The following is a 23,417-nucleotide window of genomic DNA, read 5'->3' on the forward strand; positions in this document are numbered from 1 at the left end:
GATATGCAACCGAAATCAAAAAATAGCTCTTACCGTTCAGCGTTGACCGCAACAATTTGTATCTTCTTCTTCTGGGGTTTTGCTGCATCAGGAAATGCACTTTTTATCCCTGTACTTAAGCAACAATTTTCGCTTGGGCAATTCCAGTCGCAATTGGTAGAACTCTCATTTTATGCAGCTTATTTTACGGGATCCCTACTTTATTTTTTGATTAGCATCAAAAAGTCTAACTGGCTAGCTACTTTAGGCAGCAAAAAAGTAATGGCAGCAGGCCTTACCCTGTCGGCCTGTGGTACAATTAGCCTTGCCCTGGCCACTGGTGTACATTCCTACATTTTATTTCTCGCTTCATTATTTATTATTGCTCTTGGCTTCTCATTCCAACAAATTATTGCCAATCCACTGCTAATTATGCTGGGTGATGAAAAGTCGGGGGCCAATCGGCTGATCCTTGCCGGAGCCATTAACTCTTTTGGTAATACCATAGCACCACTTGTGCTCAGCTATTTTATTTTTGGTAAACTATCAAGCAGCGGTAACTTATCTCTCATCGCTGTTAAGCCTTTATTTTTTGCAATAGCAATCTTATATGTTTTATTTGCCTGTTGGTTTTACAGCGTAAAATTACCTGCAACACTGTATACGGTTAAGGATCAGGTAACAGATATGGGCGCATTCCGATTTCCTCAATTGTTACTGGGTATGGTAGCCATTTTTTGTTATGTTGGCTGCGAAGTTACCATCCAGGGAAATCTTCCGGCATTAGTGGCAGATGCCGAGATTATGGGCCTCCCGGCCGACAAGGCAATCCATTATTTTAGTTTGTTTGGAGGCAGTCTGCTAATTGGAAGATGGACAGGTGCCTTGTTTATGTTTAACCTAAATAAAACACTAACTAACATCTTGTTGTTTATTGTTCCGATTACTGCATTCAGTGTTGTCCTTGCTGTGAATTTTATCAATGGTTCAAATCTTTCACATCTTATAACCTATACACCATTTATTTTTATTACTTCACTTATCTTACTGCTCAGTAATCAAAAGACCGAGAAAATACTTTTCTTTTCCGCGATAACATCCATTTTACTGATTGTTTTCAGTTTGACGGTTGATGGCAGATTGAGCATGTTCTGTATTATTTCCATTGCCATGCTCAGTGCTTTATTGTGGCCATGTATTTTTTCATTAGCAATTAGCGGCTTAGGAAAATACAAACAACAAGGCTCGTCTTTACTTGTGATGATGATTGTAGGTGGTGCATTATTTCCTCCAATTCAAGGCTTTATTTCCGATTTACCAACAATAGGCATCCGATTATCCTTTTTACTACCGGCGTTGGGTTATTGTTATATAGCATGGTATGCTTTAACAGCAAAAAAACGGGACAATTTTACCACTCTTCACAGTGAAGATCCAGAGCGTTGTGCTATAGAAAAAGAGGATAAAAAATCAATCAAAAACCAAACTGCTCCGCTAGAAATTTAATCGATTACTCCATAAGTTTATGTATTAATCCTTTTTACGCTTAATCCAAAACATTTGGGGTTGATCTAACTGATTGTTAACCTCTCTGGATATCGAACCATGAATTGACCTTCCGAAACTTTTCAGTGCAGAAGAACTAGAAATAAAATCTCAGCAAAAATAAAAGCTTTAGAGAAATCTAAGGCTTTTATAGTTATTTAACAAGATGATCCTTAATCAGCATACCATTTCGAACGGATTCTACTATATAGTTTGTTCCCGCTGGCAATGCCATTAACTTATTGAATTGCTTACGGTCCTTCAACAGCATTTTAGCGGTTAACCCGTTTAATGTTTTTACTTTAACACCAGCTGTGAGGCTCACCTTGGGATTTTCAGATGCTATTAAACTGATCACCTCCAGTTCGCCCTCTAAATTAAAGCCAAACAGGTATCCACCAATGACAAAATCATATGGGTAATTATATGTTTTGTTTGGACTCAAATGAATCTCCTTTTTCTGCATGTTAATGGTAAAATTGTATCTGCTTATTAAGCGAACCCCTATTGAGCCATCGAAACCAGGATTCCAGCTTTCACTTTGTCCGCCACCGGCCATTAAGGTTACCGGCAGATTAATAAGCGGGGACATATCAGACAAAGTAAAATCAGATGCTTTACCGCTAAAAGTTGGCGTGGTCATACCCATACTAGTCGTAGAACCACTGTATTCTGATTTAAAACCACTCACCAATAATTTGTTTTTCTTTACAAAAGGTCTGAAGCATATCAAACTATAAGAGGCTCCTGTATCAAAAACAAAATCGCCCTTGTGGCCAGGTTCTGTTGTAATTCTTAAAGACCCCGGAATGATAAACAAGCCTGAAGGTATAGTAAAAGGAACTGAAGCGCCCGCCTTTTCATACTGATAATCACCAAAGCTATAAAGTACCATCTCCTTTTTATCGTAATCTATTTTGGTGATGTATTTCCTCGCAATCTGGTTACCCATAATGCCATCATTTCCCTTATACATTTCTTTAAATATGGCGATGCTTTGATTTTTAAAATCAAAATCCCCCATATGAACGATATTGCCCTCAGAAACCGAGATGTCCATAGTCCCCCCTACCACTGATGCCTTTTGTGTGCGGGAAACTTTCAGGCCAATGGAGTCGGCCAAAGGTTGTGCAACCGCCATGCCATCAGCACCAGTATCAAACAGCAGGCGAAGTGGGCGCGGAAAATCGTTTAATTTAACGGTTAAGATGATGGTGCCATTATCCGATTCAAAAGGAATTCTGGCCACCTCTGTTGCTTGTTGTGCAGCTGCAAAGAGGCTAAATAATAACATCGAAAAGGTCACAGCGACCCGTTTGTACTTTAATATCATTTGGTTATATATCGAAAAAAAAGGCCAACCGTTGGTTGGCCTAAAATTTATTATTTAGCAGCAAGTGTTTTTTCTAATAAAGCTTTGAGAGCCGGATTAGAAGGACGTGGTGATTCAACTGTCACAATTTTACCTTGTCTATCGAATACCATAAAACGTGGGATGCCTTTAATCTTATAATATTGCCCCAGATCCTTTTCTCCATTAGCAAACAACTGGATACCGCCAAGCTTTTCCTCCTTGATCATCTGAAGCCATTTTCCTTTATCCGCAACCTTATCAAGAGAAATACTCACTACCTGCAGGTCAGTGCCTTTCATTTCTTCTTCCAGTTTTTTAAGATGGGGGATTTCTGCTTTACATGGCCCGCACCAGGTCGCCCAGACATCAACCAGAACTACCTTACCCTTCAGATCAGACATTTTTACGGTCTTGCCATCTTTATCCGGATAAGAAAAAGCATAAGCCTGATCACCAGGTTTTAAAGTAGCTAAAGCTGCCATCATATCCATACTCCGCTTTTTCTGGCTTTTTGTAAGCACATATTTATCATAGCTATCTGTTAGTTCTTTATATTCCTCAAAAGTTCGTGCACGTGCCATATTTTCCAGAACAAAATCCCCTTTCAGTGTGTCGTTTTGCAGAAAAGGCAGATCATCTTTCATCATTTGCAAAGTTGTGGAATACTTTGTGCCAGCCTGCCTCTTGTTTACACTAAGCACACTACTTATGGTACGGTTTCCCCAGGGCTGGCTATAAGCCTCAACTGCGCTTCCGGTAAAATCCTGTACTTTAAGTTTCGCATAAAAGGGGCTGTACTCTTCTACCGAAGGATGAGCGGAACGAGGTGTATTTAGGAAGGTGGAGGCATAAAGCGCCATATCCCATTCCATATTACGTTTCATCATCTTATCAAATTTGGCATTACCAGTAGCTTTACCGTTTAAGAAGCCCTTGGATTTGGCCGATATCTCTTCCAGCTGTGGAAAAAAGTCGATAAATGTGCTAAGAATCTTTGTATAGTTGGCTGCTTTCTGAAATAAAGGATTGGTAAGGTCAGCCCATTGTTTAAGTATCTGGTTTTCCTTAGAACTTGACTTTCCCAAAGTATAGCTGGTATCCCTGAGCGTTATATCCAGCTGATCGCCAGGTTTAAAATAGAATTTGTAATTCTCTGCCGGACTTATTGCATTTCCGGTCCCAATAACATACAATCCTTCATAATCGGGATAGAACAGGAAGCCAAATTGTTTGGTATCATTGACCGTGGCATTGGCAATTTCTGAAATACCTCCATCTACAACCTTATAAAGTTTCACCTGATTCCTATTGCTTAAAACTGTGCCTTTTACCTGAACCGGTGCTTTTATCTGAGCAAAAGCGCTGCCCATACCCAGCATAAAAAATGCACAGGCCAATATTTTTTTATTATTCATTATTCTTAAATTTTACTCTCTATAACTTACATCTACAATTTTCCCCAGTCCGGTAAATGAACGGTATAATGATATTTCCCCGTTCAGGTTAGGTACGGTATACAAATCCATTGTACCAGAAGTTGCCGGGTTGGCCTCATCATAAGAGCAAACGATGAGTTTTCTACTGTACTCTACGTGACGTGCGTCGTTCGAATACACAAATCGGTTGTATTTGATCAATGAAACCTTCCTGGCACCTAAATCAAGGACCATGGCATTGGCCTTATCCGATGGATTGTAACGGTATACCTTTGACCCCACCACATACATGATATAGCCTGACACCGGATCAATCGCAAACTGGGTTGCATTTAACATCTCCGGCGCATTGACCTCATCGAAAGCAGCCGGATTAAATGCGGATAAAGTGCATACAATCCGTGCCAGGTAGATTTTATTTGCACTGTTTTTTAAGATGGCAAAATTCTGTCCTCCAAAAGCTGGTGTATTATCCATAAACATCAGGTCCATATTCATGTCCCCCGGTGTAAACAATGTGGATTTAGTTGAAGGAACAGCAGATGCGGTACTGAACAATTTGTTTTCCAAAAAACGTTTCTTCACCACATCGTACATCAGGACATGGGTGGCGCCAAGTCCATAAGTTACAGCAAAATAAGGAGAAATTGTAATGTTCTCGCCGTCGGAGGTACGATTTACACGTGTACCAAAGACCGACCTGTTAGCTGCAAATTCAAAAAAGAGGTTACCCTGGCTATCGAGCATATATGCCATATTTCTACCCTGCGTACGCACCTTTTCCGCATAATAGGGTGGTGGCACATAGTTCGACATCGAATTTGTGATGTTGCTAAAAGAGCTAAACGTATTGTCCTGTGTGTCGATGATAAAGGTGGCCTGGTCCGTTCCCACAAAGATACTCCGGGCTGTAACCAGTGAAAAAGGATCTCTTCTTTGGTAGAAGTAAAGCATTTTCGGTTTGCCGTTTAACTTAAGGGTACTAAATGAAGCCAGGAGATCGTTATAGTACGCAAAATCGTTATTTACATAATTGAAGAAATCGAGTCTGGCATCTCCATTGATATCATTCAATACCAGCCAGCCATCTGATATGTTGCTGGTAACGGTCAACGTGGTTGATTTTCTGAACGTCAGGCCCGTACTTTTTTCGGTCACCTCGAACAACAACTTATAGGTTGTATTATTCGATGGATTTGAGATTGTCCAGTTCAGATCTTTGGTTTCTGCAATAACCCTCTCTTTAAGAGGGCCATCACCGTAATCTATATTTGTCCATTTATAGGTATACTTACTGGGGTCATTACTCATATCTTTAGTATAGGTAATGGTAGGAGTAATGTTCAGTACACTTCCCTGAAGACCTGAATAGGAATCCTGTATATTGGATATCCCCCACTCATTTATATCCTGGTAATCGTAATTACCTTTATCCTTTTTGCAAGCTGAAAAGGCCAGGGCCATCAGGCAAAAACTTAAAAATTTTGCAATTCTCTTCATGTTTGTATTGTAAATAGGTGTTCTACTTCGCATAAATTCCCAAAGTCATTTTTGTGACACCATCGGCCTCATAAACCGGGTCACCCGCATTATCTCTTTGTTTTAAATAAGCACTTAAACCTAATGCCCAGGCGCCAAGCCTAGTAGAATTACCGCTTTCATCCACCCATTTTTGTCTGGCCAGATCAGTTGGATCCAAATTATATCGGCTAATCAGCAATTGATATTTACGTGTACTAAATGCACCATAATAGCCATAAACTGTCGAATAACCAGAACTGGCAGGTGTCCAAAAAAACGGCGCTCCTGCAATATCATCTACTTTAAACTTAAGTCTCGTATTATACTTTATTTGGGTAACATTATTTGTAGTAACTGATCGGGAAAGGTAGCTGTTTGAGAAGTGCTCATTGGGTTTTAAGTCCAAGTATAAAAACAAACTGTCCTTGGCCAATTGTTCTGTCCTATGAAATTTAATTTTCAGCGTATCGGTCACTTTCCCAGCTTTGATGCTGAACGTAGTATTCAAAAAATCGTAGTCTACTCCCCGTTTCACCGTACTGCTATCTGCTACACTCAGATTATAAGGTCTGTCAACAGTTGCGGGAGCACCTATGGTCCGAATGACAAGGGACACGACAGAATCTTTAACCTCATTTTTGGCATAGCCAAAACTAACAATGAGATCGTTTAAAGTATCTGCCTTGGCAAAATAGATACTGTTCCCCACAGCCTTATCATTATAGAGGTCAATCTCTTCTTTTTTGCATGCGCTCAGCATGATCAATGCCAAAACACATAAATAAAAATTCTTATACATAATTATAGTTTTTTAACGTGGTGTAGTTTCTGATAATGGAACAGGAAAGGTATAATTCTCCGGAGTAATCGCTTTGTCTGTATTGGTTGCACCTGAAACAACAGAACTAGCCCTTGTCCGCTTATAATAGAAAAACAACTGTCCTTCACCAAAAACTTCTTTACGGTATTCTTTCATAATTGCTGTAGCTAAAGCAGGCGCATTTATTCCCGCAGGTAGCCCTGGGATCCCCCTTTTTATACGCAGGGTATTTAGATATTCAAGCCCTGTTGCCACATCCGGCTCACATTCGGCAGCAATTAAATACATTTCACTCATTTTAATCAGTGGGATTGTATTGTTGCTGTTGTATGAAATACTTGCTTCGTTCATGTATTTAAAAAAGGTAGGAAATGGCTTCCCCGCGATCTTCCAGACGTATTGGTTCCGGTAGTCTCCGGGGTTGCTTTCAAATACTGTATTGTTGGTAAATGCGCCCGAATTGATTGGTGCTAAAATCTGCGCATCAAACAGCACAGGACTAAAATTGTTGGTAAACACATCGTTGAGTTTGGTGTTCTCCACCCCTAAAATCATTTCAGTAGCAAATATTTTATTGCTTGGCAGACCGTTTAAATCTGTATCGGTTGTCCATGGGAATTTACCCTGCTGGCCAATCAACGCTTTTGCAGCTGCCAGTGCGGTAGCCTTATCACCCCGCCACAGGTTAACCCTGGCCTGCAAGGCTTTAACTGCATAATAGTTCATCTGATAATTCCTGGAATTACGCCCAACGGTCATCGTAACCTTGCTTACCCTTGGCTGGTTTACCGCCGGGTCACTGTTCTGAAGTAAAGCTTCTGCTGCTTTCAGGTCATCCAGTATTTTTTTCATCACATAATTGGTTGGCATATACTCCGAGGGCTCATGGGTAAGCTTGTCGTAATAAGGCAAGATCTTACTTAAAGAATCAGTTGCATACGGCCTGGTAAACATGCGCATCAGGTCAAAATAATACATGGCCCTTAATCCAAGCGTTTCACCCCTGTACCGGGCCGCAGTACCAGCATCCAGCACATTTGGATAGGTATCCAGACTGGTCAGCAACTTATTGGTATTGGCAATATTCGCATACATATCAGTCCAAATGCGGTCTATATGTTCTTTCGCCTCTTTTTCCCCATAGCTGAAAGTCGACATTTGATAATTGGTCGTATTCTGCGAACTTACCGCATACAGTTGTGCCAGCACATCCATAGTGGTACAGGTAAGTGTAGCACCGTACAACCTATCTAAACCATTATTGATATAAAATCCATTATTTGCATCAGCAAAACCTTGTGCATTGGAATAGAGTTGCGATTCTATGAATTTATCTTCAGGTTTCACATCCAACCAACGTTTACAGCTGGTAAAAGTTGCCGCTGCCATCAGCAGCATGATATATTTCTTAATTTTTTGATTCATGGTCTATTTTATTTAAAAGTGGCCCTGATACTCATTGAAATTGATTTCGCATACGGATAGTCTATACCTCGTTCCCTGATCATGCTCGACAGATAAAAAATATCATTTGAGTAAGCATTGATGGATATTGCAGACAGAGAAGCTTTTTCCAGCCATTTTTTGTTTCTGAACTCATAGCCAAGGTTAATTGACTCGCCCGAGAAATAGCTTTCTGACTGAATAAAACGGGATGACATTGGAGAGGCATCATATAGCGCTATACCTTTGAATGCGGTAACATCTCCGGGATTTTTCCAGCGCTCATAAAGTGCCCTTTTGTCCTGGTTATACCTTAAGCTCTCGAAGCTAAGGTTTTCAACTTTATTGTATAAGGCTGTATTGAACTGGCTCTTGCCCAATAGATACCTGACAGACACCCCCAGGTTAAAACCTTTATAAAACAGTGTAGAACTTAAAACACCCTCTGCTTTAGGCCTGGACGAGCCTACAACAACCTCATCGGCAGGGTCATAGGTAAAAGTATGCTGCCCATCACTCCTAAGGAAAACTTCTTTTCCGGTTGTTGGGTCAATGCCCAGTGACCGGACAGCCCACAAGTCATAAACACTATACCCATCACGGTAACGGGTAAAAGAGTTGCTTTTCTGCAATTGATTGTTTAAGCCGCTTAGCTTATTGTCAAATTTGCTGTATACCTGGTCGGCAATGGCTCCGGTTAAGCCCAGTGTCCATACCACCTCGCCTGGTTTATATACAGGTGAAAATCTTAAGTTCATTTCCATACCTTTTACCGTAGACCGGCCGGCATTAAACGAATAACTACCTAAGCCCGTTGAAGAAGGAAGCGAAATGGCCACTACCAAAGGGTCTGTGATCTTCTGATAAGCATTCAGGTAAAAATTCAATCTGTTCTTCATAAAGGCAGCATCCAGGCCTATACTGGTTTGCTTTGTTTTTTGCCATTCCAGGTTCTCGGCACCAAATCCCGAAAGGTAAACCCCTTGTCCAAGACTATTAATTGTAGAATAATAATTATACACAGACTCGCTTACGTTGTTGAAATTCTGATTACCGGTTAAACCCCAGTTTGCCCTGAGCCTTAAATTATCTACCCAGTTTATCTCTTTCATGAACTCTTCATTGATCACATTCCAGCTTACACCTGCCGAATAGTAAGGGGCATACCTTCTATTGGAACCAAATGCTGTAGATCCGTCGACATTTAAGTTCAGGTCAACATTGTAGCGTTTGGCATAGGAATAGTTGAGCGCGCCAACAAGAGCATTCTTTCTAATCAGTGAATTGGCTCCATTTGGGGTTGAGCCATCCTTAAACCCATAGGCAAAAGCCGGGTTACCGTTGGCTGCTCCCGGGAAACCGGTTGCTGTATAACCATTAATGTTTTGGTTATCCTGACTGGCTTCAACCCTCAAATTCGTGGTTAGTGAGTGCAAATCTTTAAACACTTTAGCATAAGTTAAACCTGCATTTACCGTGTAACTTAAACCGCCTAATTTGCGATAGGTATAACTCCCCTTTAACAAAGGGTCTTCTATCCCGTCATATTGGGTATCGAGCGACGAAATAAATCCAGTGGTTTCATTTACAGATTTATTGATCTGGACATTCAGCTGAAACCGCAAAGCACTGGTAAAATCAGCCGTAGCCTGAAAATTATTTAGCAAATTGAAGCTTGTACCCTTATTGAAGCTGTTTAAGGAAGCATTATAATAAGGGTTGGGAATTGCCTCGTGAAAATTGCTACCGTTATAAGAAATCAGCCCATCAGCAAACACACTTGGCGAAGGTACAACTTCAAGGTATTTGTAGGTTGCATCCAGAGGACGGTAGTAAGGATTTGTTTTCGCCCAGTTCGAAAATAATCCAAAGGGCGAATCAGCAGATTCAGTTCCGCTTACATAAGCCCTGTTGCTGAAATTGAATATTCCTGAACGGTAAGACAAGGTTAAATTTGCGCCCCAGTCGTCGCGTTTGGAACCAATCATTGTGGCAGCATGTTTTCTGAAATTTCCACCGAAATCGTAACGGATCTTGTCATCACCGCCCGAAGCGTTAATCGAATGGCGATGCGAAAAACCTGTTTGTAAAGGTCTTGACAACCAGTCAGTATTTACTCCGCGCAAGACTTCCTTTAACCTAGAATCATATACCGTATCCAGCAGCAGCTGCCGCTCAATAGAGGGAGAGCTATACCTTCCGGCCAGCCTTTCAAACTGGAGCTTCTCGGTGGCATTCATCATGTTATAAGAACCCAGGTCAGGAAGTTCAACATTTAAATCAGAGGTATAGCTTAACCTCAGCTTGCCAGGCAATGGCTTTTTGGTTTCGATCACAATAACCCCGTTAGATGCTCTTGATCCGTAAATTGCTGTAGAAGATGCATCCTTCAATATGGTAATGGAAGCCACGATGTTCATGTCCAGATCTACAATAGTCCGAAGCGATGTTTCAAAACCATCCAATATAAATAACGGTTGGTTAGGATCTGTGGAGAACTGGTCCCTCAGGGTATTAGTCGAAATACTGGTCTGCCCACGCAGTTCTATGGTAGGTAGAACATTCGGGTTCGATCCCATGGCATTGTTCTCGATCTGAATGATAGAAGGATCTAATGTCCTGAGACTCTGGATCACATTCTGGTTTCCTTTGGCTTTCAGCTCATCGCCAGTAAACGTAGCTACAGCCCCCGTAAAGGATTCCTTCTTCCGGTTTATTAAACCCGTATTGATCACTACCTCGCTCATTTCATTTTCGGCCATGATCATTTTTACCGTTATTGGTGCCTGATTGGCAGTAACCTTAATTTCCACAGGTTTATAACCAATATAAGTGAACACCAGAATATCACCTGCTTCAGGGACCTTAATGCTAAACTCCCCGTTCTTATCAGTCACTACCGGTCTTATGCCGTTTGTACCTTTTACGCGGACAGTAACACCAGGAATAGGCCTGGCTGTTTCATCCACGACTTTTCCTGTTACAACTATTGCGGCAAGTACAACGGGCTTCGATTGAATGATAATGGACTTATCTTCAATACGGTAAATCAGCTGCTGACCTTCAAAACAAGCATCCAGCACCTGGTAAATGGTCCCGTTGTTTATGGAAACAGAAACAGGTTTGGCCTTGTTTAATGTTGCAGAGTTATAGAAAAAATCATAACCGGTTTGTTTTCTGATTTTTTCTATCACCTTTTCAATAGGCATGTTTCTCTCCTTCAGGCTGATCTGCGCATAACTGATCGCACTCACCTGCAAACTTGCCCCTATAATTAATAGAATTATTAGCTTCACTTTGAGTAATAAATTAACATTCCGGCGGGCATACCCCTCCCGTAAAATGTTATGTAAAATTTCATACATTTGCTTTGTCTGGTTTTGGTCTTAATGTTAAAAATTGGTTTAATCGTCAAGTCAGATCCAAATATTTACTCCCGCAAAGAGTATTACCGCCGGAAGCATTCCAAGTGCTTCCGGCTTTTTTTGGATCTGGTAAAAAGTAATTATTTAGTCACCCAAATCCTCCTTCCTTCATTCTTAAAGTGTACGGTTCCTTCCCTATCAATGATATTGAGCGCTTGTTTTAATGTTCTTTTTCTTGATATTTTACCACTGAACCTTATATTTTTGAATTCCTCAGGGCAGATAAATTCTACATCATACCATCTTTCAAATTCATTCAATATGTTTTCCAGTGTCTCATCTTTAAAAGCAAACTGCTCATCCTTCCAAGAGATAGCTGTTGCATCTGCGACTTCATTTACAGTTAAAGCCCCGTTTTGAAGCAATGCCTGTTGAAATGGCTTTAGAATAACTTCGGTCCGGCCGTTCGACACCTCAACCTTACCTTCAAACAAAGTGGTCCTATAAACCTGGTCATCCGGGTAAGCATTCAAGTTAAAGTGGGTACCCAATACTTTTACCACTTGCCTGTTAGCTGTTTTAACTATAAATGGCTTTTTAGGATTATGCGACACCTCAAAATAAGCCTCCCCAATCAACTCTACCTTTCGCTCATCTTTAGCAAACATGGCCGGATATTTTAAAGAGGAGCCAGCGTTTAACCAGATTCTGGTACCATCCAGCAGTACCAGTTCATAAGTTCCTCCAACAGGAGTCTCTATGGTATTGTACTCTATCCTGTTTCCGGTCTGTTGTCCTTCCGTCTGATAAACCAACTGACCATGATTCGTTTTAGTCACCCTTATTCCTGGTAAACTTGTTACTTTTCCCTCCGGAATGTCTGTTAACGGGATCCGCTTTCCATTGGCCAGGATCAAAGTTGCCTTATTGCCGCCTGCCATAATCTGTTCGAGTGAAGCAAGTCTGGTGGCAGGATTTTTTGTGCTACTGAAATAAAACCATCCCAGCCCTATAATGATTAACAATGATGCCGCGACAGAAAGACGGGCTAATAAACTGATTTGCTCAGGATGCTGCTGATGTATAGGCAAATTCTTCCATACCGCAATCTTGGCATTATAGAGTTCCTCTTCAGCCAGTTCGGGTTGTACAAATGCTGAAGACTGGTACCAGCTTTCCAGCATCGCCAGTTCTTCTTCGGTACAAGCCCCTAGTTTGTATCTGGATAAAAGTAATTTTGTCTGAGTTTCGCTCATAAATATTTAGCGTATATGCCCTTTAATGATGAAGACAATTAACAGGAAGACAGGGAGTAGATAAAAATGTTTTTTTTTACAAAACGATCAGAACAAATGATTCCCCTAATTTTTTACGGAGTATTTTGACCGCATTGGCCACTTGTTTTTTTACCGTAAGTTCCGAAATGTTCATCTGAATACCGATCTCTTTATGAGAAAGTGTTTGTTTTCTGCTCATCTCAAACAGGATCCTCATTTTTTCCGGTAACTGAGCGATTTGTTCATCAATAAGGCTGATCAATTGTTTTTCGCGTATCCGATGGTCGGTAATGGCATGCACATTACTGATGAATGGAGGCAATGTTTTTTTATACTTTTGCTCATGTTTTTTACGAGCAATAGTATTCAGAATCCCATTTCTGACAGAAACATATAAATACGCTTTCAGGTTATTGATCGCCATTAGTCCGTCACGTTTGTTCCATAGCTGAGTAAAAGCCTCCTGAATAACATCTTTGGCATCATCGGGCTCGGTTAGTTTATGACGTGTGTGCATATACAAAACATCGAAATAACGATTGTATACTTCAGTATAAGCCATAACATTCCCCAAGCTTAAATACTCGATCAGTTGATCATCAGATAAGGAATTGTAATCCAACACGGCTCCTGTTTAAATTAATGAGACAATTTTGGTTAGTTGATTAGAATATAACTAGTCCCCCCTGGGTATTTCCCAACTTCGTTACCGGAATCATCTACCATATTCAACTCACCATTAATTTTTTCTAGCTTTAAAACCCTCTCCTGGTCCCCTATCAATTATGATCGGATAAATATTAAATCTGGTAAACTATTTACATGCAACCTTCTGCATAGTCTATCAAAAGTAATCTTCATTTTCACAAGAGACTTGAACCATTTATCACAACACTTGAAATATTTATAACAATGCTTTCAAAGATTCATGACATTTCACGAAATTCCGTAGGTGTAACCCCAGTGTGTGCCTTAAAAAAATTTGAAAAATAAGCGTGATCGACAAAATTAAGTTCAAAAGCGATTTCCTTAACAGATAGCATCGTGGCTTTAAGAAGCCGTTTAGCTTCCAGTACCAGTCTCTGCTGGATTAACTTTGTTGCAGAAACCTTTAGATACTTTTGACAAATTATGTTAAGATAATTGGCGGAAATATTTAATTTTTCAGCGTAAAATGAGACTAACTTTTGATCTTTAAAGTAAATATCGATCAACTGCTCAAACCTGGCTATTCTTGGCTCACCTTTATAAATATTGACATCACTGAATATTTTCTCTGCTTCCTTACTCACAATTGAAGCAATGATGGCCGTACGTGAGCTTATCAATTCCTGAAGTGAATCTTCACATTCCAGCTCATTTTTAATCGCATCAAATTCATAATGAAGAAGCTTGAAAGAATTTTCAGATAGCTGGATAACCGGATGGCTTTGATAACTGGCAAAGGAAAATCTGAAACTTGGAGAAAATATCTCAAAAAAATCACGGCTGATCATCAGTTGATAACCTGTTGTTCCAGGACCAATATTCCATTTATGCACCTGCCCCGGGAACAACAAATGCACTTCATGATTGCCTATGTTATAATTTATGAAATCAATATTGTGAATGCCCTTTGCCTGATCAAAAAGTACAATAATAAAAAAGTCATGCTGATGAGGTTTATCTATATGTCTTTCACCATGCAACTCATTAAACAACAAATCTCCCTTTCCGGCAAATGCTCCCTTACTGAATTCCTGGAGGCCCAAAACCGGAAAATGCTCATTTTTATTGTATAATGCCATGTTAATACAGTAATTTAATACTAATGCCAGAAAAACATTCTGTTTTTCTGGCACCTAACACATTAATAAAAACTCAGGGGTTATACTATTTCTGAGGTTCTTTGTGCGTTGTGGGTGTATGGATAATGTCGAAATAAATCGTCTTATCATTATTATTTGGATAAATCCTGTAGGTAAACTCCTCTTTTGTCAATACCGTAATATCCACCACTCTTGTAAATAGCACTACACCTGCATCATTCTTCGCTACAATTGTCCGCTTCTTACCATCAGCTGAAACTGACCAGTCGCCATGCATTTTTGGCGAATTGTCCAGGTTGTACATTGTAAAGGTTCCATTCGTTTTGAAGTAAGCAAACCCTACAAAATTGGAAACATTTAAATTTGTTAATACCACATCATTACCTTGATTGTCTTTTGCATTGGTTGTCTCCCAGGAGATACTGGACAAAATTTGACTTGGGGTTAATTTAGGCTCCTCTACTTTCTCATCGTCTTTACTACAGCTAAAGGTAAGTGTACTTCCAATGATGACTAAAAGCACCATGGTTATTTTTTTTAATCCGTTCATATTTTTATGATTATTTACACTGCAAAACTACCCATGGTACAAATCATTATTTTGAAGAATTTATCCGATCATTTGTGAAATTTATTAGTACATCCTATTAGCATTACTTTTTCATCAGGAGGGAATAGCAAAAGGATAATAAGTTTTAACTAATTCATTAATTTTTAAACACTTCTGCGATTTTTTTATCCATCGCCTGATCATCCTCTCCGCCACCACCATAACGGCCAATAATAGTCCCTTCCTTATCTATCAGGATCTTGGTAGGCAAGCTATGAATACCATAACCTTTGCTGATGTCGTTAGTGGTATCATAACCTTTGTCCGACATCTTCAATCCTCTTAAAACATGTCTCCATACACCGATCTGGTCTTTTTCAACAGCCTTTTTCCAGGCTGCAGGATTACCGTCATCATCAGAAACCCCCACTATTTCCAGTCCCTTATCCTTGTATTTACTGTAAAGAGCAAGCAAATGCGGGTTACTTTTACGGCAGGGCACACACCAGCTCGCCCAAAAGTCCACCAGTACATATTGCTTGCCTTTAAAATCGGCCAGGCTCAGTTTTTGCCCGTTAATGTCGGTTGCCGAAAAAACCATTGCCTGACTTCCGGGCGATCCGTTCTCCAGTTCCAGAATTTCTTTGTGTACCTCTTTACCAAATGTGCTGTTCTTTATTTTTTCCGTCCAGGTATGGTAAACTGCTTTAGCTTCTGCAATCCCCATTGAACTCATTTTATAACGCATCAGATAAGCGGAGATATAAGAATCCGGATGTGTGCTGATGAAAGCCTTGTCTATTTGATCCATCCTTTTATTAAAAGGTTCAAACTGCTCTTTTATAGCTGCTGCCTTTTCCCGGTTCTTTTCAATTCTGTAAGCTTTGGAAAGCGGCTCCATCTCTTTGCGAATAGGCTCTTTTTCCTTGTTCAAAGCAGCGAATTCATCATTACTGGGCGATCCTTTCAATACATTTTTTTTAAAAGCCCCGTAGGTAAGCGAAAGGCTCATGTCACCGGGTCCTATAAAAATCTGTCCTGCGTTCGGATCATCATCATTTCTAATGTTTTTCGAGGCAGTAAGGTAACCGAGTACCGGTTCTGTCAGTTTACCCTTAAATAAAAACTCGCCGTTGCGGACAGCCGCACTGTCTGTTTTATAATTCTCGCTGCCCACCGGATAAAACAGATATATATAACCTGTCTTCTTCCCTGCAATCTTACCTTTAATACTAAAATTTTTCTGTGCAAAGCCTGGCAGGCTTAAAAATGCTGCCAGGCTGTATAACCATAGTTTTTTCATACTTTACTTAATTTCTTGCGTATCCGGGATTCTGTTCCGCTTTAATATTCGCATCCAGTTCAGAGGCAGGAAGCGGCAATAACAAAGAAGTTGCCGATTTAATCTCCGGTCTGAAATCCGGTAGCTGGATCGTCAGGAGTGGCAGCCTGCGTAAAGCCAGCCAGTCCAGCCCATTCTCACCCACAAAGTTTTTCATCGTTTCCTGAACTACCAGCACCTGGAAAGCTTCCCCGCTGTTTGTCCCGTCAACCGTACCAAATTCAGTAAAGCCAGCATGCGTCATTACTTCTTTCAGCTGGGTTTTGGCAGGTGCAAGGTTTCCTCCCGATAATGCAATAGCTTCGGCCTGCAGCAGATAAGCTTCCGTTAAACGGAAAGGATAAGCGTTAACCGATAATGGCGTAAAACTGATCACACTGGCATTTCCTGAATAATACTTGGTAAACATATTCGAAGTTACCCCTCTTACGGTAACCGGTTTATAAGTCCAGTCCAGCCTCGGATCATTGGTCATCAGTTTGGTCAGCTTCGGTGTACCTATATATTGCATGTAAAACTGGTACTGCCTGTATTTATCGTTCTCGTTAGGAAAAGGTTGTGCACTCATCATCACCTCTTCGCTTTGAAAGCCCTTTACCCAGAATATATCCTTTGTCAACCCTTCCAATTTAAATTTGCTGTTTTTAATAATATCGTCCGTAAGGCTGATTACCGTTGCATAATCCGTACCCTGGCCCCTGTTCATCAACACACGTGCTTTCAGCAATTTGGCCACCCATACATTTGCATAATACAACTGGGTATTTCGCAAGGGTAAACCAGCAATCGCAGCATCCAGATCAGCAATAATGGCATCATAACTTTCCTTAACACTCGAACGGGGCTGTTCAATATTATCAGAATTTACAAATTCAGTCCTCAGGATGATTCCGTATTTGCTGTTGATATCGCGATACTGTCCATAATGAAAAAGCAGGTCGGCATTACCGAAGGCCCTTAAAAACCTGCCCTCGGCGTTCATCTGCTTCTTTATATCATCTACAATATTGGTAGCAGGTGCAAGGTTTTTCAAAAAACCATTGGCCGCATTTACCAGGCTGTAACCATAGGACCATTTTGTCGCCGTTGCCGTACCAGTTCTGTCTATGGTAAAATCGTTCAGGCCGTCCCTGTTTTTGTTCACCAGTAAGCCACTCAATATCGATGGAGTAGTTTCGAAAACACCCATCCATTTCAAGGAAGGGATTCCGTTATTGTCTGTCGATGCATTTGCAAAACGATAATAAACACCGTTCAGTACGGTAGCCGCACTTTTCGCATCAATGATCACATTTCCGTCTACCTGACGATCAGTAGGGAGTACGTTCAGCTCTTTTTTACAGCCCATTAACACACAGGCTGGTAAAACAAGCATTAACCATTTTTTATATGAAGATTTCATCTGAATAAAATTAAATTGAATGTTAAAAACCTAGTTTAAATCCTAATGAGAACGATCTTACCGTTGGGTAGTTACTCACATCAAAATATCCGCCCCTTACGCTATACGTATCGTTGGTGGTTTCAGGATCATTTCCCGGATATTTGGTAATGGTAAACAGGTTAGTTGCCGAGGCAAATACGGAAGCATTCAATAGTCCGGCCCTTTCCATCCATTTCGATTTACCCAGCCTGTAGTTTAGGGAAACCGTTCTTAACTTGATATACGAGGAACTGTAAACATTCATATTAGATATCGGTGTGAAACCATCACCATACAATAAACGTGGACGTTCTGTTGTTGTATTGCCCGGATGATATCTGTTTAACATGATTGCATTGGCATTAGCAGATCCGCTGAATTGCATACTGCCAATATCATCGCCCCATACCAGGCTTCCCCCCTGCGAAAAGGTAAAATAAAATTGCAGATCCAGGTTTTTATAACCAAAACCCTGGGTAAAGCCACCATAATACTTTGGTGCTGCCTGGCCTATGATCTCTTTGCCTTTTGGAGAAGCACTTTCAAACTCTTTGTACTCATCGTAATCCAGTTCATACATCAGATCACCAATGTTGATATAAGGGTAAAAAAGCATTCCGATAAAGCCAAGCTCTTTTTTGTAGGCATCCAGCTGCTCCTGGGTTCTGATGATGCCTGTAGCTTTGTATCCGGTAATCAGGCCAAGTGGTTTGCCTTCAATCAGCGTAGTGCTGTTACCTGTTTCCAGGCCGGTCATGCTTCCAATCTGTTGCAGGTTGGCATTGGCACTCAGTTTAGTCACCAGCGACTTGTTCCAGGTCACATTCAGGGAAGCATTCCATCTGAAGTTTTTGGTACGTATGATATCGCCCTGTAAAGAAATTTCCAGGCCGGTATTTTTAATATCTGCCGTATTTCTCAGTAGCGAGGAATAAGAACTGCTGGAGGCAATTGGTAAAGCCAGTAAAACCCCCTCGGTTTTTTTGTTGTAATAATCTACTGTAGCCTGCAAACGGTTATCAAACAAGGAAACGTCCAGTCCGGCATCAGCTTCTTTTGTACTCTCCCATTTGATCCCTTCATTCCCCAGCTGTGTAGGTACCAGCGCGTTGCTTCCTGCATAAGAGAACGGACTATACAGCGTACGGTACATCTGATCGCCAATGTTCTGGGTACCGGTTAATCCATAACTGCCCCTGAACTTAATGTCGTCAATCCATTTTATATCCTTAAGGAAATTTTCCTGCGAAATCCTCCAGGCCACTGCACCAGAAGGGAAGTAACCAAATTTGTTGTTCGGTCCAAATTTTGAAGAACCATCGGCTCTGCCTGTAAAGGTAAACAGGTATTTATCCATCAGGGAATAATTTGCCCTCAGGTAAAAAGACAAGAGGTAACTTTGCGGTTTACGCGGGTCGTCCCCCCTGGTAATTAATGGTGTAGTAGCCGACGAGAGGTTATTCAGCACTTTATCATCCGGATAGCCCGTAGCCGTTGCGCTGAAAAAACTATTCTTGATCGTCTCATAAGAAGTACCGCCCAGCACAGTCAGTTCGTGGATATCGTTAAAGGTTTTGTTATAGGTCAGCGTATTTTCTAAAAACCAGTTGGTTAACCTGCTGTTTGAGTTACTACCAATCCCACCGTTGTTAGCCACATTTCCATAAAAACTACCGATATTTAAAAAGCTGGGCATATAGTTGCGCTGATTATAGGTCTGCATGTTTAATGAGACCGTACTTTTAAACTTAAGCGCATTTGTAATATCGTACAGACCAGAAGCCGAACCCATCAGACCAAAGGTTTTTGCATTGTTGGTGGCCTGCAACAGCGCTACAGGATTCTGAAATCCCTGATAGGAGTACCCTACCGTTGAGAAATCTGTAGGAACTCCTTTTTCATCATAGGGTGCAAAATCAGGGCGGGCCCTTAATGCCTGTCCGTAAGCCCCATCTCCCATTTGCTGATTGGTATAACCCAGCAGTATGTTCGTTACAAACTTAAAGCGCTTGCCAATCTCATTTTCCAGGTTCAATTTACCGGTTACCCTTTGATAATCGGTAGCTTTAACTACTCCGGGGGTATTGTTATAAGAGATAGAGCTGAAGTATTTAGAAAAAGCACCACCCCCCTGCACAGACAGATCCGCATTGTGTGAAATGGTATTCCGGGTCACTTCGTCAATCCAATTGGTATTCGCCTTTCCGAAAAATGCAGAAGGGTTTTTCACAATGGTCTCTACATCTCCCGGCATATAGTCGTCTGCAATGGTATGTTCGTCAAAATCATTTTTTGCAGCTTCACTGATGAGCATCCTGTACTGGTCGCCAGTAAGCAATTTCGGTGTAATGGCATTGGTTGCTGTAGTGTAGTAATTCGCCGTAATCTGGGGTTTCATGTCCTTTTTACCACTTTTGGTGGTAATGATCACTACCCCATTGGCTGCTTTAGAGCCGTAAATAGCCGTTGATGAAGCATCCTTAAGAATACTGATCGATTCAATGTCATTGATATTCAGTCCGCCAATACTGTTCAGTCCGTTTACAAAAGAAGAAGAAAGGCCTGCACTCAACCCACCAACATTGTTGACATCGTTACCCACTGGTGTACTTACATCAAAACCCGGATCGATAAAACTACTACGCACCTGAACCGGTACTCCATCAATGATATACAAAGGATCGTTACCGCCCAATAGTGAACTGGAACCACGGATCCTGATCTTCACTGCCCCACCAGGGCTTCCATCAGCTTTAGTTACCTGCACACCCGCAGCTTTACCGGCCAAAGCATTGTCAACTGTGGCAAAAGGCAGGTCCTGCACATCTTTTACACTTACCGTAGCAACAGAACCGGTCAGGTCTTTCTTTCTACTGCTTCCATAACCTATAACCACTGTTTCTTCCAGCTTATTCTGGCTCTGCTGCATGGTTACCGTCATATTGTTCCTTGCCGACAATTCCTGGGTAACATAACCTGTATAAGAAAAAACTAAAATTGCGTTCTCCGGTACCGAAAGGCTAAACGTACCTTCCCCATTAGTTGTAGTAGCATTTCTGGTGTCTTTTACTTTAACATTCACTCCTGCCATGGGCTGGCCATTCTCACCCAGCACCCGGCCGCGGACATCCATGTTTTGAAATCGGGCAATCACTTCGTCTAAAAAAGAAGGTTCCTTTCTTCTGATGATTACCGTTTTGTCTTCAATTTCATAAGACAGTGGAAGCCCTTTAAAAATGCTCTTCAAAGCCTCCTCTACGGTTGCGTTGGTTAAAGCAACGTTGACTTGCTGATTTTTTGACAGGATTTTTCCGTCATAATAGTAGGCATAGCCGCTTTGTTTTCTCACTTCTTTCAGCACAGCTTCCAGATTGATGCTACGCTTATTTATCGTAATGCGCTGACCAAAAGATGCAGCACTCACCTGCATTAACGATGCTATCAATATTATGGTGGTTACTCGCATAATTAGCATGATTTTATGGCATAGTCTTACTATACCCTGTTTCCCGGTATAATTTTTATACATTTGTTTAATTTCGGTTAAGCAGTTCGCCATTGTCTTCGAAAACTGAGGGCTTACTGCGGTTTACAGTTGATTATTTATTGATTGCGCCGAATTGAACCAGAGGTGTCGTTAGCACTTCTGGTTTTTTTATTATCTTAATTTTTCTGTCGTAGATATTCGATCATCCTGTTGATTTAGTGGTCCATAATTAGTTAGTTATTCCTTATTCAGATACGTGAACAGTCCGTCCTTCAATCCTGAAACGTACCTGTCCCGATTTCTCTATTAATTTAAGTACCGATGAGAGCTGCATTGATCTCGAAATGTAGCCGCCGGAAATCATGTCGTAAGGCACAGTGGGATCATACACCACTTCAACATTATACCATCTGGCAATTTTTCTCATTACCGTCCGGAAGTCAACCCTATCTAAAATAAACCCGCCTGATTTCCAATCTACAACCGTTTCCACATCCACATCCATTACCTGAATGGCACTGCCATTGTTAATGGCCTGCTCTCCCGGTCTGATCGTTTGATCCAACCCTTTCCCCGTCACTTTTACCGCACCTTCCAGTAAGGTCGTAGCCACCACCGGTTCATCTGCATAAGCATTCACATTAAAATGCGTGCCCAGCACTTCTACTTCCTGTTTCCTGCTCTCTACCACAAAAGGATGTGCTTTATCTTTTGCAATTTCGAAATACGCCTCACCATCTAATTCCACCTTACGTTTACCACCACTATTCAGATCAGCAGCGTAAGTGAGGCTCGAAGCCGCATTTAACCATACCAGCGATCCGTCCGGCAAGCGCAACTGGTAGCTTTCCCCTTTTGCAGTAGTTAAGGTATTCATTCTGCCGGGATCAGCTGCTGAACCCTTCACTTCATAAATCAGCTGTCCATCGGCAGATTTTGAGATGACCACCCCCGCTTCTTTGGCCAGCTCACCATTAAGCGCCTGGTCCAGGCGGATTTTTTTTCCATTGGCAAGCGTGAGTGTTGCACCGGTTTTACCCGGGGCAACATCATTTTTATAAGCAATTTCTGTTAACAGCGCCCTGCGGACATCGAAATTATAGTAGAAAAGTCCGGCAAATACCAGCACCGTAGCAATTGCCGCGGCAATTGCAAACCTGGCCTGTAACCTGAAGGTTTTTTGTTTAACTACCGGTTCAGCGTGGGCAAGTCCCCTTGAAACACCTTCGGCTCTAAGTTTATTCCATTTCTGATCCACATCAAAAGACTGATATAACTGAAATGCATCCGAAGTTTCGCTCATCAGCATTCTCAATTCCTCAAGATTTTGTTTCTCTTCGCTGGTTAAAATATTTCCTTTTTGCTGTTCAGACTCCAGATGGTCCAGTAACTTTTCCCAATTTTGATCTTTCGACATAACAATAGCTATCCCTCTTTTAATGATATGTCGTAAAAAGCGCCAGAGTATGTGACAAGAAAGTTAAGTTATCTTTAAGAAAAAACCTAACCAACTATAAATCAACTACAAATATTTTATAAACGAGAGAAAAATTACACCGGCTGCTGATTTACGTAACGTGCTGTATGCCCGGGTAAGCTGGGTACGAACTGTGTTAATGGAGATCCCTTGTTTTTCTGCAATCTGCGCATAAGTCAGCTTTTCCACGGCGTGGAGCTTAAGAATTTGCTTTTGTCCTTCCGGCAGGTTATCTATCAGTTCAAAAATACGTACCAGGCGTGTGTGCCGTTGGTCAAGATCATACTGCTCCTGTTGCGGATCAAAAGCTTCGGCCAATCCTGGCAATCCCATCTCCCGCTTTAGCTGCACCGCTCTTTTTCTTATGAAGTCTATGCTGATATTTTTAACTGCCTTTGTCGCATAATGTTTAAAGTTATCAGGATCAGGACGGTCTACGTGCTGTTCCCAGTACTTGATAAAAAAATCCTGTACCAGATCTTCAGCAAGATCCTTATCATGTATATAATTCATAGCAACCAGACATAAATGGCGAAAATATCTGCGAAAAAGCAATTCAATATTATGTTCGCCGATCTGTGCCTTCATAT

At 41.1% G+C, this 23,417-nt stretch carries 16 protein-coding genes; 1 reads left to right on the forward strand and 15 read right to left on the reverse strand.

The features are described 5' to 3' along the window. The first annotated feature begins 3 nt into the window (after positions 1–3). Positions 4–1,485, forward strand: a complete 1,482-nt coding sequence (locus R2Q84_RS16355; protein ID WP_316817651.1) for a hypothetical protein — start codon at positions 4–6, stop codon at positions 1,483–1,485. 193 nt (positions 1,486–1,678) lie between these two features. Here the strand turns inward: R2Q84_RS16355 and R2Q84_RS16360 are convergent, their stop codons facing one another. The 15 genes from R2Q84_RS16360 to R2Q84_RS16430 all read right to left on the reverse strand — a co-directional run bounded on the left by R2Q84_RS16360 (position 1,679) and on the right by R2Q84_RS16430 (position 23,415). Next, a complete protein-coding gene (locus tag R2Q84_RS16360) occupies positions 1,679–2,857 on the reverse strand; it encodes a retropepsin-like aspartic protease (RefSeq protein ID WP_316817652.1) in 1,179 nt (392 codons plus the stop codon). Positions 2,858–2,907: 50 nt separating this feature from the next. Beyond that, positions 2,908–4,293: a TlpA disulfide reductase family protein gene (locus R2Q84_RS16365; protein ID WP_316817653.1), complete on the reverse strand. Its 1,386-nt coding sequence runs from the start codon at positions 4,291–4,293 to the stop codon at positions 2,908–2,910. Positions 4,294–4,305: 12 nt separating this feature from the next. Further along, positions 4,306–5,814 carry a PKD-like family lipoprotein gene (locus R2Q84_RS16370; RefSeq protein ID WP_316817654.1) on the reverse strand — a complete coding sequence of 503 codons (1,509 nt, stop codon included), beginning with the start codon at positions 5,812–5,814 and terminating at the stop codon, positions 4,306–4,308. Positions 5,815–5,836: 22 nt separating this feature from the next. Continuing rightward, positions 5,837–6,634 (reverse strand): DUF4843 domain-containing protein, encoded by a 798-nt coding sequence (locus R2Q84_RS16375; protein ID WP_316817655.1) that lies wholly within the window; start codon positions 6,632–6,634, stop codon positions 5,837–5,839. 12 nt (positions 6,635–6,646) lie between these two features. Beyond that, positions 6,647–8,080, reverse strand: coding sequence for a RagB/SusD family nutrient uptake outer membrane protein (locus R2Q84_RS16380; RefSeq protein WP_316817656.1), 1,434 nt, complete (start codon positions 8,078–8,080; stop codon positions 6,647–6,649). 8 nt (positions 8,081–8,088) lie between these two features. After that, the gene (locus tag R2Q84_RS16385; protein ID WP_316817657.1) at positions 8,089–11,394 is read right to left on the reverse strand and encodes a SusC/RagA family TonB-linked outer membrane protein; all 3,306 of its coding nucleotides are present in this window, start codon (positions 11,392–11,394) and stop codon (positions 8,089–8,091) included. A 209-nt stretch (positions 11,395–11,603) separates the two neighbouring features. Further along, a complete protein-coding gene (locus R2Q84_RS16390; RefSeq protein ID WP_316817658.1) occupies positions 11,604–12,719 on the reverse strand; it encodes a FecR family protein in 1,116 nt (371 codons plus the stop codon). Between the two features lie 76 nt (positions 12,720–12,795). Beyond that, positions 12,796–13,362, reverse strand: a complete 567-nt coding sequence (locus tag R2Q84_RS16395; RefSeq protein ID WP_316817659.1) for an RNA polymerase sigma-70 factor — start codon at positions 13,360–13,362, stop codon at positions 12,796–12,798. 304 nt (positions 13,363–13,666) lie between these two features. Then, positions 13,667–14,527, reverse strand: a complete 861-nt coding sequence (locus R2Q84_RS16400; RefSeq protein ID WP_316817660.1) for a helix-turn-helix transcriptional regulator — start codon at positions 14,525–14,527, stop codon at positions 13,667–13,669. A gap of 85 nt (positions 14,528–14,612) precedes the next feature. After that, the gene (locus R2Q84_RS16405) at positions 14,613–15,098 is read right to left on the reverse strand and encodes a DUF4822 domain-containing protein (protein WP_316817661.1); all 486 of its coding nucleotides are present in this window, start codon (positions 15,096–15,098) and stop codon (positions 14,613–14,615) included. A 157-nt stretch (positions 15,099–15,255) separates the two neighbouring features. Continuing rightward, on the reverse strand, positions 15,256–16,401 hold the full coding sequence (locus R2Q84_RS16410) for an AhpC/TSA family protein (RefSeq protein WP_316817662.1): 1,146 nt from the start codon (positions 16,399–16,401) through the stop codon (positions 15,256–15,258). Positions 16,402–16,408: 7 nt separating this feature from the next. After that, positions 16,409–17,842 carry a RagB/SusD family nutrient uptake outer membrane protein gene (locus R2Q84_RS16415; protein WP_316817663.1) on the reverse strand — a complete coding sequence of 478 codons (1,434 nt, stop codon included), beginning with the start codon at positions 17,840–17,842 and terminating at the stop codon, positions 16,409–16,411. Positions 17,843–17,864: 22 nt separating this feature from the next. Then, on the reverse strand, positions 17,865–21,329 hold the full coding sequence (locus R2Q84_RS16420; RefSeq protein ID WP_316817664.1) for a TonB-dependent receptor: 3,465 nt from the start codon (positions 21,327–21,329) through the stop codon (positions 17,865–17,867). Between the two features lie 265 nt (positions 21,330–21,594). Then, positions 21,595–22,767: a FecR family protein gene (locus R2Q84_RS16425; RefSeq protein WP_316817665.1), complete on the reverse strand. Its 1,173-nt coding sequence runs from the start codon at positions 22,765–22,767 to the stop codon at positions 21,595–21,597. A gap of 105 nt (positions 22,768–22,872) precedes the next feature. After that, the gene (locus R2Q84_RS16430; RefSeq protein ID WP_316817666.1) at positions 22,873–23,415 is read right to left on the reverse strand and encodes an RNA polymerase sigma factor; all 543 of its coding nucleotides are present in this window, start codon (positions 23,413–23,415) and stop codon (positions 22,873–22,875) included. Positions 23,416–23,417: the final 2 nt, after the last annotated feature.

It is taken from the genome of Pedobacter nyackensis, from assembly GCF_032678475.1.
Lineage (GTDB): Bacteria > Bacteroidota > Bacteroidia > Sphingobacteriales > Sphingobacteriaceae > Pedobacter > Pedobacter nyackensis_A.